This is a genomic window from Parvibaculum sp., from assembly GCF_039973015.1.
In the GTDB taxonomy this organism is placed as follows: Bacteria; Pseudomonadota; Alphaproteobacteria; order Parvibaculales; family Parvibaculaceae; genus Parvibaculum.
This window is the reverse complement of sequence record NZ_JBDWLT010000012.1, coordinates 413,738-429,568: the sequence shown is the minus strand read 5'-3', so window position 1 is coordinate 429,568 and position 15,831 is coordinate 413,738. Positions and strand designations below refer to the sequence as shown.

The following is a 15,831-nucleotide window of genomic DNA, read 5'->3' as shown; positions in this document are numbered from 1 at the left end:
CACGAAAACCTTATCGCCGGAAGGGGCGAAATTTCACTGACCAGTTGCTATATTCCGGTCATGGACATGGAAACGCCCCTTTCCCCGGCACCGCAGATGATCGACCCGCATGGCCGGGCCGTGACCTATCTGCGCGTCTCGGTGACGGACCGCTGCGACTTCCGCTGTGTCTATTGCATGTCCGAACACATGAATTTCCTGCCGAAACAGGAACTGCTCACGCTGGAAGAGCTGGACCGCGTCTGCTCCGCTTTCGTGGCGAAGGGCGTCCGCAAGCTCCGTCTCACCGGCGGCGAGCCGCTGGTGCGCCGCGATGTCATGACGCTGATCCGCTCGCTCGGCCGCCACCTCGAAACCGGTGCACTCGACGAGTTGACGCTCACCACCAATGGCAGCCAGCTCGCGCGCCACGCGGATGACCTCTTCGCCGCCGGTGTCCGCCGCGTGAACGTCTCCATCGACACGCTCGATGAAACTCTCTTCCAGCAGATCACGCGCTGGGGCCGCCTGCCGCAAGTGCTGGACGGCATCGCCGCCGCGAAGCGCGCCGGGCTCAAGGTCAAGATCAACACCGTCGCCCTCAAGGGCGTCAACGAGGATGAAATCCCCTCGCTCGTCGAATGGGCGCATGGCGAGGGTCACGACATCACGCTGATTGAAACCATGCCGCTCGGCGACATCGACGGCGACCGCACCGACCAGTATCTGCCGCTGTCCCAGGTCCGTCGCTCGCTCTCGGAGCACTGGACGCTGGACGAACTCGACGAACGCACCGGCGGCCCCGCCCGCTATGTGAAGGTGCAGGAAACAGGCGGCAAGCTCGGCTTCATCACGCCTCTCACACACAATTTCTGCGAAAGCTGCAACCGTGTCCGCCTCACCTGCACCGGCACGCTCTATATGTGCCTCGGTCAGGACGACGCGGCGGACCTCCGCGCGCCCGTCCGCGCCAGCGAAGCGGACGATCTGCTGAACGATGCCATCGACGAAGCCATTGGCCGCAAGCCCAAGGGCCACGACTTCATCATCGACCGCGAACACAACCGCCCCGCCGTCTCGCGCCACATGTCGCTTACCGGCGGCTAATCCTCCACCTGCCCCCTTGCCCACTCCAGATAATCCGCGTTCCCGCCCATGATCGGCAGCACCAGCATGGCCGGCACTTCGTAAGGATGCAGATCGCGAAGCCGCGCCATGACGTTCTCTTTCAGCGCCGCCCTCGTCTTGATGAAGGCAGCCGCTTCATCTTCTTTCTCCACCGCCCCCTTCCATTCGTAGACGGAGCGCATGCCCCCGTGAATGTTGACGCAAGCGGCAAGTTTCTCGCCTACAAGCGCCTCTGCGGCCCTCTCGGCATCCGCCACCGAGCCGAAGGTCGAATAGATGAAGATGAACTCGCCTTCATCCTTGGCTTGCGTATCTCCGCCCATATGCTTACCTCCTTGTCTTGCCGCATTTGCCGGCCATCGAGGAATCGCCCCGGGAAGAGACGATGAAATTCGAGAAGATCGCCTTCGTGGCGACGGATATGCCCGAGGCCCGGGCCGCGCGCGAAGCGCTCAGCCAGCGTTACGGCGACACCCCGCCCGAGGAGGCGGATGTCATCGTCGCGCTTGGCGGCGACGGTCTCATGCTCCAGACGCTCCATCAATACATGAAGCGCCGCATCCCTATCTACGGCATGAACCGGGGTTCCGTCGGCTTCCTGATGAACGAGTATCGCGACGATCATCTGGCCGAGCGTCTCGCCGCCGCCGAATGCGCGACCATCCACCCCTTGCGCATGCGCGCCTCCCTCGCGGACGGCACCCGCCACGAAGCGCTCGCGATCAACGAGGTAGCCCTCTTCCGCGAGACCTATCAGGCCGCGAAGATCCGCATCTCTATCGACGGCAAGACGCGCATGGAGGAACTCGTCTGCGATGGCGTCCTCGTCGCAACGCCCGCGGGCTCCACCGCCTACAACCTCTCGGCGCAAGGGCCCATCGTGCCAATCGATGCCGCGCTCCTCGCGCTCACACCGATCAGCGCCTTTCGTCCTCGCCGCTGGCGCGGCGCGCTGCTTTCGCATCGTGCGAAACTGCGCTTCGAGATTCTGGAAGCCGGGAAGCGTCCCGTCAGCGCCGTGGCCGACCACACCGAATTTCGTCAGGTGCGCGAAGTGGAAGTCGAGGAAGACGGCTCCATCGACATGCTCATGCTCTTCGATCCCGATCACGGCCTCGAAGAACGCATCATCACCGAGCAGTTCCTGTATTGAATTTCATCTTTCCAAGGCGTCTGCCGTCGGGATCACCCTCCCCCTGTGGGAGGGTCGAAAAACGCGAGCGAAGCGAAGTGTTTTTCGGGGAGGGGTGAGAGACGGCGCGCGTAAGCGAATAAGAAGGCCGGGTAGACCTCTTCAAGTCACACTCGATGAGGACGCGCCGCTCCCGGCAATCCCCAGGCAAAGGCCCCCGCCCATATCGCAATGCCGATATGGAAACTGTTGAGTGCCGCCGTATCCGTCGCTCCGAAGACGCCGAGCATCGCCAGCGCCGCGAATGCATAACCCGCCGCCGAAATCGCCAGCGCCGCGCCCGGCCATGTCCGGCCCTTGATCGCGGCCAGCACACCGGCGCCCACCAGCACACAAAGCATGGCAAGTCCTGCAATCTGCGCATAGGTCTCACCGAGCAGCGCCGTCTGCGGCAGGAAGGCGAGCGCCGTAATTGCTATCGGCACAATCCAGAGCACGCCGGTTCGCGCCTTGTCCTGCCCGCCCCGGAAAATGAAGATCGCCGCCGCAATGGCCCATGTCGGCGCAACGATGGCCGAGATCAGCGACAGCCCGTCATTGATCCCGGCAACGGCATCGAGCCCCGCATAGCGCAGCGTCCCGAAAGCGGCCGCGAGAAACACGCTGAAAAGCGCCGCCGCACCAAACAACATGCCGGGCCGCGCCCGCTCACCATAGAACCGCATTGCGCCCCACAGCGCGGCAAGCGCGAGAACCCCGTCGAAAAAAGGAGCGCTCCAGTTCTCCATCGCCTCAGCCTGCCTTCGGCTTCGCCACATTGGCGACGGCGGAAAGCGGTTCTTCCGTCACGCTGTATCCGGCTTCCTTGGGAATGCGCAGCACCGGCTCGCCCGCCTCGTTCTTCGTCACCTGCGGCTCCACCGTCACGACCGGCCTGTTGCGCGCCGCCTCGATGGCATGCGTGACATTCGGGCTCTCGCCGACCTTCTCCACATTCATCCGTGTCGGGAAAATGATCGTGCGCGTGCCCGCTTCCGCTTCTTTCAGCGCCTGCAACGGGCTGATCCACACGCTGTCGACCGATTCAGAACCGTCATGCACGGCGACATGGTCTTCCGGTGCATTCGCGAGATAGAACCGCGTGTCGAAACGCTTCGGCATCATGTTCGGCGTGATCCAGTGCGCGAAAGGCGTCAGCATGTCGCCCGCAAGCCGCAAGCCCTCTTTCGAGAGGAAATCGGCAATGCCGACCTCGCCCCTGTTCAGGGGATCACGGTAATGTTCGAGCGATTTCAGCCGCCCCGCATCGACAACGCCACCCGTCTGCTCGTTGCGCGCCAGCAGCACGCCTGATTCCTCGAAGGCCTCGCGGATTGCTGCGACACGCATCGAAAATTCCCAGTCGTCGAGACCTTCCATGCCGTCTGCGCGCTCGCGCACGCCCGGCGCCATGTCGAGCTTGTCCACCTTGCCGCCCGGAAAAACCAGCGCCCCGCTTGCAAAATCGATCTGGTGATGCCGCACCACCATGAAGATTTCCAGTCCCGCTGTGCCATCTCGCAACAGCAGGATCGTCGCCGCCGGTATCAGCTTGTCCGCGCTTTTTGTGCCCGCTTCGCTCATCTCACCCTCCCTTGCATCGAACTTGCTTCGAATTCGATGCATCTCGTTCACGCAATGGCGACGCTGTCCGCCGCTCTTCTCGTCCGGTTAAGCACTCGGAAAGAGACTCACGCCACGCTGGTCCCTCTCGGCGCAAATGCCGTTTGGAAAAAGAGATGTACAGCAGTTCCTTTCGCCTGACCAACCGCGACATTGACCTTGCCTTCGAGGCGGGGCACCTCTTCATCGTCTGTCAGCCGAAGCTTTCCCTAGCGGAAGACGGGGTTCTTGGCGCGGAAGCTTATGTCCGCTGGAACCACCCGGACTATGGTCTGCTGCCGCCCGGTCTTTTCCTGTCCTTCTTTGAACAGCGCGAGCGCGCCGGTGAACTGACGCGCTTCGTCGCACGCGCCGCCGCAGATCTGCTCGTGGACTGGGCAAGCGCAGATCGTCACTGGCCGCTCTCGATCAATCTCGGCGCGTCGGACCTCGCCGACATGGGTCTTCCCGGCGCGCTCGATGAAATCATGGGCGAGCGCGGCCTGGACCCGGCCCTGCTGATGCTCGAAGTGCCTGAAGGTGCTTTCGCCCGCCACGGTGAAGAAGCCGCCCGCGTACTCGCAACCTTGCGCCGCCTCGGCTTCCGCACGGCGCTCGATGGCGGCGGCGCCGTCATCGTGCCCGACGATCTGCTGACGCCCGATCATTTCGACGAGGTGAAGATCGGCGGCGCTTCGATCATTCAGTTCGCCCGCCGCCTGAAAGGGTCCGGCCTCGGTTTCGTCGGCAAGCGTGTGTCGCTCGCCGTCTCGCGCGGCCTCGGCGCAACCGCCGTCGGCGTCGAGGACGAAATCACACTGAATGCGCTCCCCGCCCTCGGCTTCACAGCCGCGCAGGGCGCGCTTCTCTGCCGTCCGCTCATGCCGGACGAATTCGCGCAATGGTCGCCGCTGCCGCTCAATCTCCCCCCCGAGGAAGAACTGGAGGAAGAACCGGAAGAGGAAGTTCTCCTTCTCCTCGATCCCTTGCCCGAAGACGACACCTCTGAGCAGGAAGAAACGTGCACGGAGGAAATCTCCGCCAGCGCCGCGCCCGCCCCCGAGTATCCAGTCGTCGAGTATTCATGGGAGGATATCGACCCGATGATCCCGGCGGAGGAAGTGCGCGGCGTCGCCTGGCGTCTCGACCGCACCTGCCTCTTCCCGGATCGTCACCTGCTTGCGCTGGTTCGCCGCCCCCGTGTCCTGCCTCACATGAGGAAGCCGAAGCCCGCGAGGAAGAAAGCGGCCGGGAAGGTTGCGACCGCTCCCCGCAGGCGCCCTCACAAACCGAAACATGCGCCCGCGGGCCTCGTCACCCGCCCGAGCCTCGTCCAGATCACACTTGGCTTTTGAGCCTCACACCCGCTCGATCACCATGGCAATGCCCTGCCCCACGCCGATGCACATGGTGCAGAGCGCGTAGCGGCCCTGCCGCCGTTCGAGTTCATACATCGCGGTCGTCACAAGCCGCGCACCGCTCATGCCGAGCGGATGGCCGAGCGCGATGGCGCCGCCATTCGGGTTCACATGTTCCGCGTCGTCCGGCAGGCCGAGATCGCGCATCACGGCAAGGCCCTGCGAAGCAAATGCCTCGTTCAGTTCGATCACGTCGATATCGCCGATATTGAGCCCGGTCTTCTCCAGCACCTTGCGCGTCGCGGGCGCAGGCCCGATCCCCATGATGCGCGGCGGCACGCCCGCCGTCGCCATCGCCACGATCCGCGCGCGGGGGCGAAGCCCGTTCGCCTCAGCCGCTTCCGCCGACGCGATGATGAGCCCGCAGGCGCCGTCATTCACGCCCGATGCATTGCCCGCCGTCACCGAGCCGCCCTCGCGGAACGGTGCCTTGAGTTTCGCCAGCGCTTCGAGCGTCGTCTCGGGCCGCGGATGTTCGTCCGCACTGACCACCGTCTCGCCCTTCCGGCTCGCAATCGTCACCGGCACGATCTCTTCGGCCAGGCGGCCCTCTGCCATCGCCGCGCCCGCCTTCTGCTGGCTCCGCCATGCGAAGGCGTCCTGATCCTCGCGCGAAATCTGGAAATCTTCCGCCACGTTCTCCGCCGTCTCCGGCATGGAGTCGACGCCATATTGCCGCTTCATCAAGGGGTTCACGAAACGCCATCCGATGGTCGTGTCGTAGATCTCGGCATCTCGCGAAAAGGCCGCCGTCGCCTTCCCCATCACGAAGGGCGCGCGCGACATGCTCTCGACGCCGCCCGCGATCATGAGCGAGGCCTCGCCCGCCTTGATCGCCCTCGCCGCCGTGCCGACAGCGTCCATGCCCGATCCGCAAAGCCGGTTCATCGTCGATCCGGGCACCGTCTCCGGCAGCCCCGCCAGCAGCGCCGACATCCGCGCCACGTTCCGGTTGTCCTCGCCCGCCTGATTGGCACAGCCGAAGATCACATCGTCCACACGGCTCCAGTTCACATCGGGGTTCCGCTCCATCAGCGCCATCAGCGGCACCGCGCCAAGGTCATCGGCGCGCATACTCGCCAGCGATCCGCCATAGCGCCCGATAGGGGTGCGCACGGCATCGCAGATAAAGGCTTCCTGATGGGTGTGGTTCATGGTCGGGGCCCTCTTCGCTTTTTGAGAGGGCGCAACCTAGATCATTTCTTCACGCAGGGGAAACCGGCTTCGTCACCGCTCAGGCTACGTTTTGCTTCCGGGGTCCGGGCCCCGCGGAAGCAAGCCGCGCCAGCTTGTCGATCATCGTTTCGAGGTCCGGCGCGTCGATTTCCTCAAAGGTCTCGCGCAACCCCTCAAGCACGTGGAAACGATAGAGTTCGAGATCGAGCGAGCCGTCCGAATTCCGCACCGCCTGATGAATATCGAGCACGCGGCGGAAGGCCGGATAAAGAGCCTCCGGCATCCCCGCCCGCGCATAGACCGCGCGAAAGCCGAGCGCACCGACATCGTGGATCAGCCGCCAGATGCGTTCATCGGGCACGGAGGTGAGTTCCGCGAAGGCCGCCTCCACGAAACGGACCTCCCCCGCACAGGCCGCCCGCAGGATAAGCGTCGCCGTCAGGCGCCCGTTCTCCGCCAGCTGCGCCACCAGTGCGCGCAGGTCGTCATTGCCCATCCGCGTAAGCGCGTCGGTGGTCGCGCGTTCGCGCGTCTGCTCTTCCAGCGTCGCCGCTACGCGATGATCCACTTCGTGATGCTCGACGAGATATTCGCGCAGCTCTTCGGACACCATCGCGATCAGCCGTTCGACGAGCAGCGCCGGCAGTTCGCGCTGCTGCATCAGCGGTGCCGCCACATCGGCGTCGTCGGCATAGCGTTTGACGAGGATCGTCGCCGCCGCTTCATTGATGACCGCGCCCGCATTGTGAACCAGCGTCAGCACCGCGCTGCGGTCGCCGCGATGGGCAATCGCTTCGGAAACGGGCTCGGGCACGGCGGCGCGCGCCGCAATGGCGCATTGCTTCGCCGGCGAGCCGTAGAAGACAAGCCCCACAAGATCTTCATCGGTGAGAACCGGCGAGCGCTCAAGCACAGGCATCGCCACCTGGTCGATATCCCGCGCAAGCCGCAGTACGACGTCGCGCGGCGCCGTCGGATTGTCGTCGAGGCAGCGCGCCAGCGCCTCGCGAACGGATATCGCAACGTCATGAACGAGAAAGCCGAGAATTTCATGCGCGAGTTCGCGCTCGCGTGGCGCCAGTTCCACATCGGTGAACTTACGGGCAACCTTTTCGGCAACCGCCGCACGCGCGTCTTCGGACGGATTCGAAAGAAGCCGTTCTACATCCGCAATCGTCAGTTGCTCCGCGTCCATTGCAGCCCCCCGGCTGGCCTTCACCGCGCCTCTTCAAACCCGGCGCATACGGGTAAAGCCTAGGCGAAAATCGCTTAAGGAAGCTTTACCCCCGCCCCTGAAAATAGGGCGGAATTTCGGGCTTTTTCATACCTGCGCACAAACACTGCAAGAAGGATCGGCAGCCCCCTCCGTCATCCCCGGGAAATAGCGGACGGGAAATAGCGGAGGAGAATGGCGCCAGCGGTGCAAGGCTTTGACTCCCCCGCCTTTTCATGGATGATCCCGCCCAACCAGAAAATCGGATAACGGGGAACGGACACCATGCTTGAGGGCATCAAGGTCATCGAAATGGCCACCTATATTGCCGCGCCGGGCGCGGGCGGCATTCTTGCGGACTGGGGCGCGGACGTGCTCAAGGTCGAGCCGCTTTCCGGCTGCCCCATGCGCTACACCATGAAGAATGTCGGCGCCGACCATCTCAAGGGTTCGCCCATCTTCGATCTCGACAATCGCGGCAAGAAGGGCCTCGCCATCGACACCTCGAAGCCCGAAGGCGTCGAGGCCGTGAAGCGCCTCGTGAAGGATGCCGACGTCTTCATCACCAATGTCCGTCCCGGCGGGCTGGAGCGTGCGGGCCTCGACTATGAAAGCCTGAAGGCGGTGAACCCCCGCCTCGTCTATGCAAGCGTCACCGGCTACGGCCTCGAAGGGCCGGACCGCGACCGTCCCGGCTTCGACATCGCCGCCTTCTATGCGCGCTCCGGCGTGGGCTGGCTGCAAACCGTCAAGGGCAAGGAGCCCGTCACGCTGCGCACCGGCATCGGCGATCACACCACCAGCATGGCGACCGTCGGCGGCATCCTCGCCGCCCTCGTCGAGCGCCAGACGACGGGCAAGGGCCGCCTTGTCGAGGCGTCGCTTCTTCGCGCGGGCATTTATGCGGCAGGTTCCGACACAGCGGTCCAGCTTCGCTATGGCAAGCTCGGCTCCACCAAGTCGCGCCACGAAGCCCTCATGCCGATCAGCAATTTCTTCCAGACAAAAGACACATGGATCGTCATCGTGCCCCGCCAGGGCTCGGTCGACTGGACGGCCGTCTGCCGCGCCATCGGCAAACCGGAACTCGAAACCGACGAGCGTTTCGACGACCCGAAAAAGCGCCGCAGGAATGCCGCCGAACTCGTGGATATTCTGGATGCCGCCTTCGCCGAGCAGGATGTCGAATACTGGCGCGAGAAGCTCGACGCTGAAGACATCATCTGGGCGCCCCTGATGCGTCCCGCGGATGTCTTCGCCGATCCGCAGGCCAGGGCCGCCGGTGCCTATGTCGAAGTGCCCGAAGAAGATGGCAGCGGAACCTATCTCGCGCCCGCCTCCCCCATCCGCTTTCCCGGCTATGACGATACGCCGAAATCCGCATCCCCCGCGCTCGGCCAGCACACACTGGAAACGCTGAAATCGGCGGGCTTTTCGGATGCGGAGATCGACGGGCTGCGCTCTTCCGGCGCGATAAAATAGCGCTTCAGAGAGCAAAGCCGAGCATACGCGCCACCCGCTTCTCGATCTCGACGACGAGAAGCAGCACGACGCCGGTCGCCACCACGGCAAGCCCCTCTTCAAGCGAAAGCGCGCGCGTCTCGAACACGGTCTGCATGAAAGGCAGATAGGTGAAGGCGAATTGCGCCGCCGTCACTATGGCAACCCCGATCAGCACCGCCCGCGTGCCAAGCACACCCTGCAGGGTAAGCGACGTTCCGTGCACATAGCGCACACTGAAAAGATAGAAGATCTCCATCACCACGATCGCGTTCACCACCATCGTGCGTGCCGCCTCCAGGGGAAGCCCGCGCATCGTTGCGAATGTGTAGATCCCGAGTGTGCCCGTCACCATGACGAACGACACGAAAACGATGCGCCAGAGCAGCCGTCCTGAAAGCAGCGGCGCCCCAGCCTGCCGCGGAGGACGCTTCATCACGCCCGGCTCTGCCGGCTCAAAGGCGAGCGTGAGTCCGAGAGCCACAGCGGTCACCAGATTGATCCAGAGAATCTGCACCGGCGTCACCGGTAATGTCAGCCCAAGGATGATTGCCAGAATGATGGTGAGCGCCTCGCCGCCATTCGTCGGCAGCGTCCACGCGATCACCTTGGTCAGATTGTCGTAGACCGTCCGCCCCTCGCGCACCGCCGCCACGATGGAGGCGAAATTATCGTCGGCAAGCACCATCTCGCTCGCCTCCTTCGCCGCCTCCGTCCCCTTGTTGCCCATCGCGACGCCCACATCGGCGCGCTTCAGGGCCGGTGCGTCGTTGACGCCGTCGCCCGTCATCGCGATCACGGAGCCGTCCGCCTGCAGCGCCTCTACAAGGCGAAGCTTGTGCTCCGGGCTGGTCCGCGCGAAGACGCTCGCCTCACGCGCCCGCCTCGCGAAGCGCCCGTCGTCCAGTGCATCCAGCTCCGCGCCCGTTGCGGTCGCCGCATCGGCGGAGAATCCGAGTTGCCGCGCAATCGCCTTTGCCGTTTCGGCATGATCGCCCGTGATCATCTTGACCGAGATCCCCGCCGCCCGGCATTCCTCGATGGCGGCGATGGCCTCCGGCCGTGGCGGGTCGATCAGCGCCACGAGGCCGAGCAGCGTCAGCCCCCCTTCCGCGTCCTCTTGCGTGATCGTCTCGCAGCCTTCCGGCATGACGCGCCTCGCCAGGCCGATCACGCGCTGTCCCGCCGCAGCCAGTTCGTCGATGTGCCGCTGCCAGAAGACAGGGTCGATTTCCGTCTCGCCATCGGGCGCCGCCACCCTTTCGCACATCTCGACGATGCGTTCCGGCGCCCCCTTCACATAGGCGACGGGCGGCCTGTCCTCTCGCGCGTGAAGCGTCGCCATATAGCGGTGCCGCGCATCGAAGGGCACTTCGTCGAACCGCGCGAACCGCGCCCGCGCCGCGCCGATGTCATGTCCGGCCTTCACCGCAAAGGAAAGCAGCGCCCCCTCCATGGGATCGCCATCGGCATGCCATTCGCCGTCCCGCTGCGTAAGCTGTGCGTCGTTGCACAGAAGCCCCGCCAAGGACAATTCCTCGATCACGGGATAGGCGGCGATGTCGATGGCCTCTCCGTCCGCCAGAAAGCGCCCCTCCGGCGCATAGCCCGCGCCTTCGACCTCGATCCGCGCCGACGCCGTCACGGCCGCGCTCACCGTCATCTCGTTCTTCGTCAGCGTTCCCGTCTTGTCGGTACAGATGATGGAAACCGCGCCGAGCGTTTCGACGGCGGGAAGCCGCCGGATGATCGCATTGCGCCGCGCCATGCGCTGCACGCCGGCGGCCAGCGTGATCGTCATCACCGCGGGCAGGCCTTCGGGGATAGCAGCAACCGCCAGTCCGATCACGATCATGAAGGCATAGGCCGCATCGTAATGAGCGGCATAGGTCGCATAGAGAAAGACCAGAACCGAGCCGGTCAGCACCGCGATTGTCACCTGCCGCGCGAAACCGTCCATCTGCCGCACCAGCGGCGTGGTGAGCTTCTCCACCGCGCCGATCATGCCGCTGATCCGGCCGAGTTCCGTCCGCCCGCCCGTTGCCACGGCGACGCCGATGCCCTGTCCCGCTGCAACGAAAGTGCCGGAGAAAGACATGGAGAAGCGGTCGCCAACAGGCGCCTCCTTCGCCACGGGCGCGAGCGCCTTGTCGGCGGGAACGGACTCGCCCGTCAGCGCCGCTTCGTCGATCCTCAGATTGTTTGCCTTGACGAGGCGAAGATCGGCGGGCACGCGGTCGCCCGCCTCCAGCAGCACGAGATCCCCCGGCACCACATCTCCGGCCGCTATCGTCGCGCGCCGTCCGTCGCGCAGCACGGAGGCATGAGGATCGATCATGGCGCGGACCGCACCGAGCGCCTCCTCCGCGCGGCCTTCCTGGATGAAGCCGACAATGGCGTTCACGACGACGACCAGCGCGATTACCGCTGCATCCGTCAGATGCCCGATCGCGGCGGCAAGCGCGCCCGCTCCGATCAGCACATAGATGAGAAGATTGTGGAACTGCAGCAGGAAGCGGATAAACGCGCTCCGCTCTTTCGCCTCCGGCAGGCGGTTCGGACCGTATTGCGCGAGGCGGCGTGCTGCCTCCTCCTCGCTCAGCCCGCCATGCGGGGTGCCCAGCGCAGCCAGCACCGCGTCCGTGTCGAGCGCATGCCAGTCACGCTCGCTCTCCGTCGCTTCCACCGATGTCACAGCAATACCCTCCGCCACATGATCGCCCACTGTAGCGGATTTTCAGCCTCTCTCGCGTGAGGTCTTGTCGCAGCCTCAACAGCAGGCGTGTTTTTTCTCTGGATCGTGAAGCTGCGGCTTGAAGAACATGCCGAGTTGCAGGCTCTCCGCGATCCGCGCCGCCTTCTCGATGAAGCGTTCCGCCGTTTCGGGTGCGCAAACCTCCTCGGCTGTCTCGCGAAAGAGGACCAGCCAGCGGTCGAAATGCTTGGGCGTCACGGTCTTGAGCTTCAGATGCGCGCGCATCGGCTGGCCCTTGTAGCGGCCCGTCGTCAGCATCACGCTCGACCAGAAGTTGAACATCTTCTGCAGATGCGGTTCCCAGTTGTCGCCGATCACCCGGTCGAAGATCGGCCCCAGTTCCGCGTCCGCCCGCACCTTCGTGTAGAAGGCGCGCACCAGCGTCTCGATCTCGGCTTCCGTCGTGATGCCATCTGCCGCATTCACGCTCCGGCGGACTTCATCGCCCCGCCCCGTTGCGTCGTCTTTATGGTCCATCATGACGCCCTCCAATAAGATACATTATATGTATATCTTATTGGGGATTCGGGTTTCCGCCATGCGGCATTTCGCCAACCTTCAAATCCTCGAAGCTGAAACCCCGTCCTACCCGAACGAGAAACCGGAATGGGGGCGTAGCCCCGCGCGCTCACGCTGCGCCTCGCGGCGTTCTTCCGCCGCCTCGCGTTGAGCCGCACTGCGGTCCGTCTTGTTCCCGCCCTTCAGCGTCTCGCGTCCTTCGGGAATGGGATCGAGCGAGGAGAGGATTTCCACAACCCCGGGACTGAGCGTCAGCGGCATACGGCCGAAACTTGTCCCCGAAACGCCGCCCGTGCTGCCGCCGCCTGAAACGGGGGACAACATCGCCGCCCCCCGTGTCGCATAGCCCCGGCGGTTATCTCCGCCCCCGGGGATTTCGGCGCGATTTATGACGTTATCGTGACGTTTCGATGACGTTCGGGTCTGCGAGGCCATTTCCGCGATGCGGCTTGCATCCGTTCCCTCATGCTTTGCGACGAGATTCGCATGAACCTCCGCCGCGCTCCTCGGGCTCCCGTTCTTGTCGTAGAAGATCGAGCGGTTCGCCGCCGCCGCGGCCGGGAAAAGCGTGTCGGCACGGGCGTTTGGCGTGTCTTCCGCGGCACCGATCAGTTTCGAGGCGCCCCCCGCCCCGAGGAAATGCGCGATATAGAGTTCGCCCTCGCTGGCCTCCCGGCCGATCCGGCCTTCAAGGATGTCCGCGCTTTCCTGCGTATAGGCCCCCGCCATCAGCGCAGACACATGCGGATCTTCACGCAGGGCAAGAATTTCCGTGCGTTCGGCAGCATTTGCCACTGTGTAGCGGCCATTGGCGGTCTGCGTGATCGCCTCCGCCCGGGCTCCGAGACCCAGCTCCGCCCCATATTTCTTCAGTGTGCCGAGCCAGCTCTGTTCGGTGAACTGGAACAAACCGCATGCGCTGGAAGTCTTTGATTTTGCTTCACAATCGAGGCTCGACTCGCGCATCGCCGTCTTCAGAAGATAGTCGAAATCCGCCCCCGTCGCGGCGCTTGCCGACTTCAGCGCGCTCGCGATTGTGGGTTGCACAGTAGAGATTTCGACAAGGCTCATGGGGCCGCTTCCTTCCTTTTCCTTGCCGAAGGTCGCAAGCCCCGTGCCAGCCGTCCGCTATTCCATCTGGCGGAAATCCGATGTTTTTCATGAGCAATTCCCTGCGTCCACGTTAAGCTCCGAAAAACGGCGGAGCAAAGCTCCGCATTCCTGGGGAGGAACCATGTCCGAAGTCGAAGTGGCCGCCGAGGTCGAGGAAGAACTGCATCATCCGCATGGCGGAAAACCGGAAAAGCCTTATCCCAACCAGTTTTACGCCTGGTACGTGGTCGGCATCCTTGTCCTTGCCTACACCTTCTCCTTCATCGACCGGCAGATCCTGAGCCTTCTCGTCGGCCCCATGAAGCGAGATCTGGGCATCTCGGACACCCAGATGAGCCTGCTGCAAGGCTTTGCTTTTGCTGTGTTTTATTGCCTGGCGGGCCTTCCCATCGGGCGCATGGTCGACCGCCGCAACCGCGTCAACATCATCTCGCTCGGCGTCTTCGTCTGGAGCGTGATGACGGCTCTATGCGGCACCGCCCACGCCTATTGGCAGCTCTTCTTCTACCGCATGGGCGTCGGTGTCGGAGAAGCGGCCCTCTCCCCCGCCGCCTACTCCATGATCGCCGACTACTTCCCGCCAAAACGCTTGGGTTTTGCCCTTGGCGTCTACGGCATGGGCGTCTATATCGGCGCCGGCCTCGCCCTCATTATCGGCGCGGCCGTCATCGGCCTCGTCTCCAATGGCGGCGACATCGTGCTTCCCCTTGTCGGCGAGGTCTATGCCTGGCAGCTCACCTTCATCATCGTCGGCCTGCCCGGCGTCCTGATCGCCATCTGGGTCTGGACCATTCGAGAGCCCGAACGCCGCGGCTACATGCGCAAGGAAGTCGCCGCCGACGGAACCGAAAAGGCCGTGGAACTGCCGGTTTCCGAAGTTCTGGCCTACATGAAGGCGAACTGGCGCACCATCGCGCCCCTGAACATCTGCTACGCCCTCTCGGCCATGATGGCTTATGGCATCGCCGCCTGGATACCGACCTTCTTCGTCCGCACCTATGACTGGACATACCCGCAAGCCGGCTGGTGGTATGGCTGGATCATTGTCGTCTTCGGCACCACGGGCGTGGTCGCGGGCGGCTGGATGGGCGACGTGCTGACGAGCCGGGGCATCCGCAATGGCCGCATGATGGTCTGCGCCTTCACCGGCCTTGCCGCCTTTCCCTTCACCGTCCTCTACCCGCTGATGGACAGCCCCTGGGTCGCCCTTGTCCTCATCTGCTTCTCGACCTTCTTCGCCACCTTCACCACGGGCGCCGGCCCGTCGGCCATGCAGGAACTGATGCCGAACCAGATGCGCGGCTTCGCTTCCGCTGCCCTCATCTTCGTCGTCAGCATTGTCGGCCTTGGCCTGGGGCCCACCTCCATCGCGCTCGCAACCGACTATATTTTCGGCGACGAGATGATGCTTCGCTACTCCCTGGTCTATGTCCCGGCCGTGATCCTGCTCCTCGCCGTCGTCGCGGGCCTTGTCGGCCTCAAACCCTACAAGGAGAGCCTCGACTACCTGAAGCGCTGGAGCGAAGAACACGAAAAGTAATATAAATCAGCAACTTGAAGGGTTAACCGGATTCAAATCGCGAAGACTGCCGCAGAGCAGCCCCGCGTGTTGATTCAAAAAACTGAACGAGCTGATTCAAAACCTGAAGGACATGAATCGGCATCTGAAGACGTTGAATCGGAATGTGAGAAGAAGCGGCCAAGCCCGTCAGGCTCGCTCCGTTGCGGACTTCTCCACAAGGCCCGGTTGTCAGACCGCCTTGCCGTAAAGCCCGAAGCGCCAGGACGTCGCGCCTGCGCTTGAATTGTTCTGCACGACGCGGAGCTTCGGGCGTCCGGCGTCGAGCCTGCCCCTGGTTCGCACCTGGGCAAGCTTGAAGCGCAGCAGCGCCTCGTCATAGGGCTTCACGAGATAATCGTCCGCCCCGGCTTCCATAGCCCGGCGGATGGAGGCCGGAGCCCCGTCCATCGTCACATGAAGGATGCAGGGCCCGGCACCGCCCGCCTGCTTGCGGATCGCCTCCAGAAGCGTGCCGCCTTCCGCTGTCTCCAGCCTCGCATCGGCCAGCACCAGATCCGGCGCCGTCCCGGCGATCAGGGCCAGCGCCTCCTCGGCGTCCGCCGCTCCCGCCACGCGAAAGCCCAGCCCTTCGAGCATGTGGCTCGCGGCACGGCGCGCTTCGGCGGAACGATCGGCAATAAGGGCGGTGACCAAGGGTCCATCTCCTGAGATTCGGGGCTAGCCCGTCCACAGGTG

General features: G+C 64.1%; 14 protein-coding genes. 5 read left to right on the top strand and 9 right to left on the bottom strand.

Translation table 11 applies throughout. From position 1 onward, the window contains the following. Window positions 1–60 precede the first annotated feature (60 nt). A complete protein-coding gene (gene moaA, locus ABJO61_RS16545) occupies window positions 61–1,086 on the top strand; it encodes a GTP 3',8-cyclase MoaA (protein WP_348329128.1) in 1,026 nt (341 codons plus the stop codon). Here the strand turns inward: moaA and cutA are convergent. After that, a complete protein-coding gene (gene cutA / locus ABJO61_RS16540) occupies window positions 1,083–1,430 on the bottom strand; it encodes a divalent-cation tolerance protein CutA (RefSeq protein WP_348329125.1) in 348 nt (115 codons plus the stop codon). The genes moaA and cutA overlap by 4 nt on opposite strands. A gap of 62 nt (window positions 1,431–1,492) precedes the next feature. On the opposite strand from cutA, the gene ABJO61_RS16535 reads away from it, so the two are divergent. Further along, window positions 1,493–2,260, top strand: a complete 768-nt coding sequence (locus ABJO61_RS16535; RefSeq protein ID WP_348329122.1) for an NAD kinase — start codon at window positions 1,493–1,495, stop codon at window positions 2,258–2,260. Window positions 2,261–2,406: 146 nt separating this feature from the next. Here the strand turns inward: ABJO61_RS16535 and ABJO61_RS16530 are convergent, their stop codons facing one another. After that, entirely contained in the window at window positions 2,407–3,027 is a 621-nt protein-coding gene (locus ABJO61_RS16530; RefSeq protein WP_348329119.1) for a hypothetical protein, read from the bottom strand. A gap of 4 nt (window positions 3,028–3,031) precedes the next feature. Next, window positions 3,032–3,862: an NUDIX hydrolase gene (locus ABJO61_RS16525; RefSeq protein ID WP_348329116.1), complete on the bottom strand. Its 831-nt coding sequence runs from the start codon at window positions 3,860–3,862 to the stop codon at window positions 3,032–3,034. Window positions 3,863–4,017: 155 nt separating this feature from the next. Between ABJO61_RS16525 and ABJO61_RS16520 the strand changes: the two genes are divergently transcribed. After that, the gene (locus tag ABJO61_RS16520) at window positions 4,018–5,235 is read left to right on the top strand and encodes an EAL domain-containing protein (RefSeq protein WP_348329113.1); all 1,218 of its coding nucleotides are present in this window, start codon (window positions 4,018–4,020) and stop codon (window positions 5,233–5,235) included. 3 nt (window positions 5,236–5,238) lie between these two features. On the opposite strand, the gene pcaF is transcribed toward ABJO61_RS16520, so the two are convergent. Together pcaF and ABJO61_RS16510 are read right to left on the bottom strand one after the other, a co-directional pair. Further along, window positions 5,239–6,453 (bottom strand): 3-oxoadipyl-CoA thiolase, encoded by a 1,215-nt coding sequence (pcaF, locus tag ABJO61_RS16515; RefSeq protein ID WP_348329110.1) that lies wholly within the window; start codon window positions 6,451–6,453, stop codon window positions 5,239–5,241. Between the two features lie 79 nt (window positions 6,454–6,532). Then, complete coding sequence (locus ABJO61_RS16510) at window positions 6,533–7,669, bottom strand: DUF2336 domain-containing protein (protein WP_348329107.1); 1,137 nt, start codon at window positions 7,667–7,669, stop codon at window positions 6,533–6,535. A 303-nt stretch (window positions 7,670–7,972) separates the two neighbouring features. On the opposite strand from ABJO61_RS16510, the gene ABJO61_RS16505 reads away from it, so the two are divergent. Next, window positions 7,973–9,169, top strand: coding sequence for a CaiB/BaiF CoA-transferase family protein (locus ABJO61_RS16505; RefSeq protein WP_348329104.1), 1,197 nt, complete (start codon window positions 7,973–7,975; stop codon window positions 9,167–9,169). A 4-nt stretch (window positions 9,170–9,173) separates the two neighbouring features. On the opposite strand, the gene ABJO61_RS16500 is transcribed toward ABJO61_RS16505, so the two are convergent. From ABJO61_RS16500 to ABJO61_RS16490, 3 genes are all read right to left on the bottom strand, one after another. Next, window positions 9,174–11,882: an HAD-IC family P-type ATPase gene (locus ABJO61_RS16500; protein ID WP_348329102.1), complete on the bottom strand. Its 2,709-nt coding sequence runs from the start codon at window positions 11,880–11,882 to the stop codon at window positions 9,174–9,176. 75 nt (window positions 11,883–11,957) lie between these two features. Then, complete coding sequence (locus ABJO61_RS16495; RefSeq protein WP_348329099.1) at window positions 11,958–12,422, bottom strand: group III truncated hemoglobin; 465 nt, start codon at window positions 12,420–12,422, stop codon at window positions 11,958–11,960. Between the two features lie 105 nt (window positions 12,423–12,527). Continuing rightward, window positions 12,528–13,532 carry a lytic transglycosylase domain-containing protein gene (locus ABJO61_RS16490; RefSeq protein ID WP_348329096.1) on the bottom strand — a complete coding sequence of 335 codons (1,005 nt, stop codon included), beginning with the start codon at window positions 13,530–13,532 and terminating at the stop codon, window positions 12,528–12,530. A 163-nt stretch (window positions 13,533–13,695) separates the two neighbouring features. On the opposite strand from ABJO61_RS16490, the gene ABJO61_RS16485 reads away from it, so the two are divergent. Continuing rightward, window positions 13,696–15,114 (top strand): MFS transporter, encoded by a 1,419-nt coding sequence (locus ABJO61_RS16485; protein WP_348329093.1) that lies wholly within the window; start codon window positions 13,696–13,698, stop codon window positions 15,112–15,114. A gap of 210 nt (window positions 15,115–15,324) precedes the next feature. On the opposite strand, the gene ABJO61_RS16480 is transcribed toward ABJO61_RS16485, so the two are convergent. Then, entirely contained in the window at window positions 15,325–15,789 is a 465-nt protein-coding gene (locus ABJO61_RS16480) for a response regulator (protein WP_348329090.1), read from the bottom strand. Window positions 15,790–15,831 lie beyond the last annotated feature (42 nt).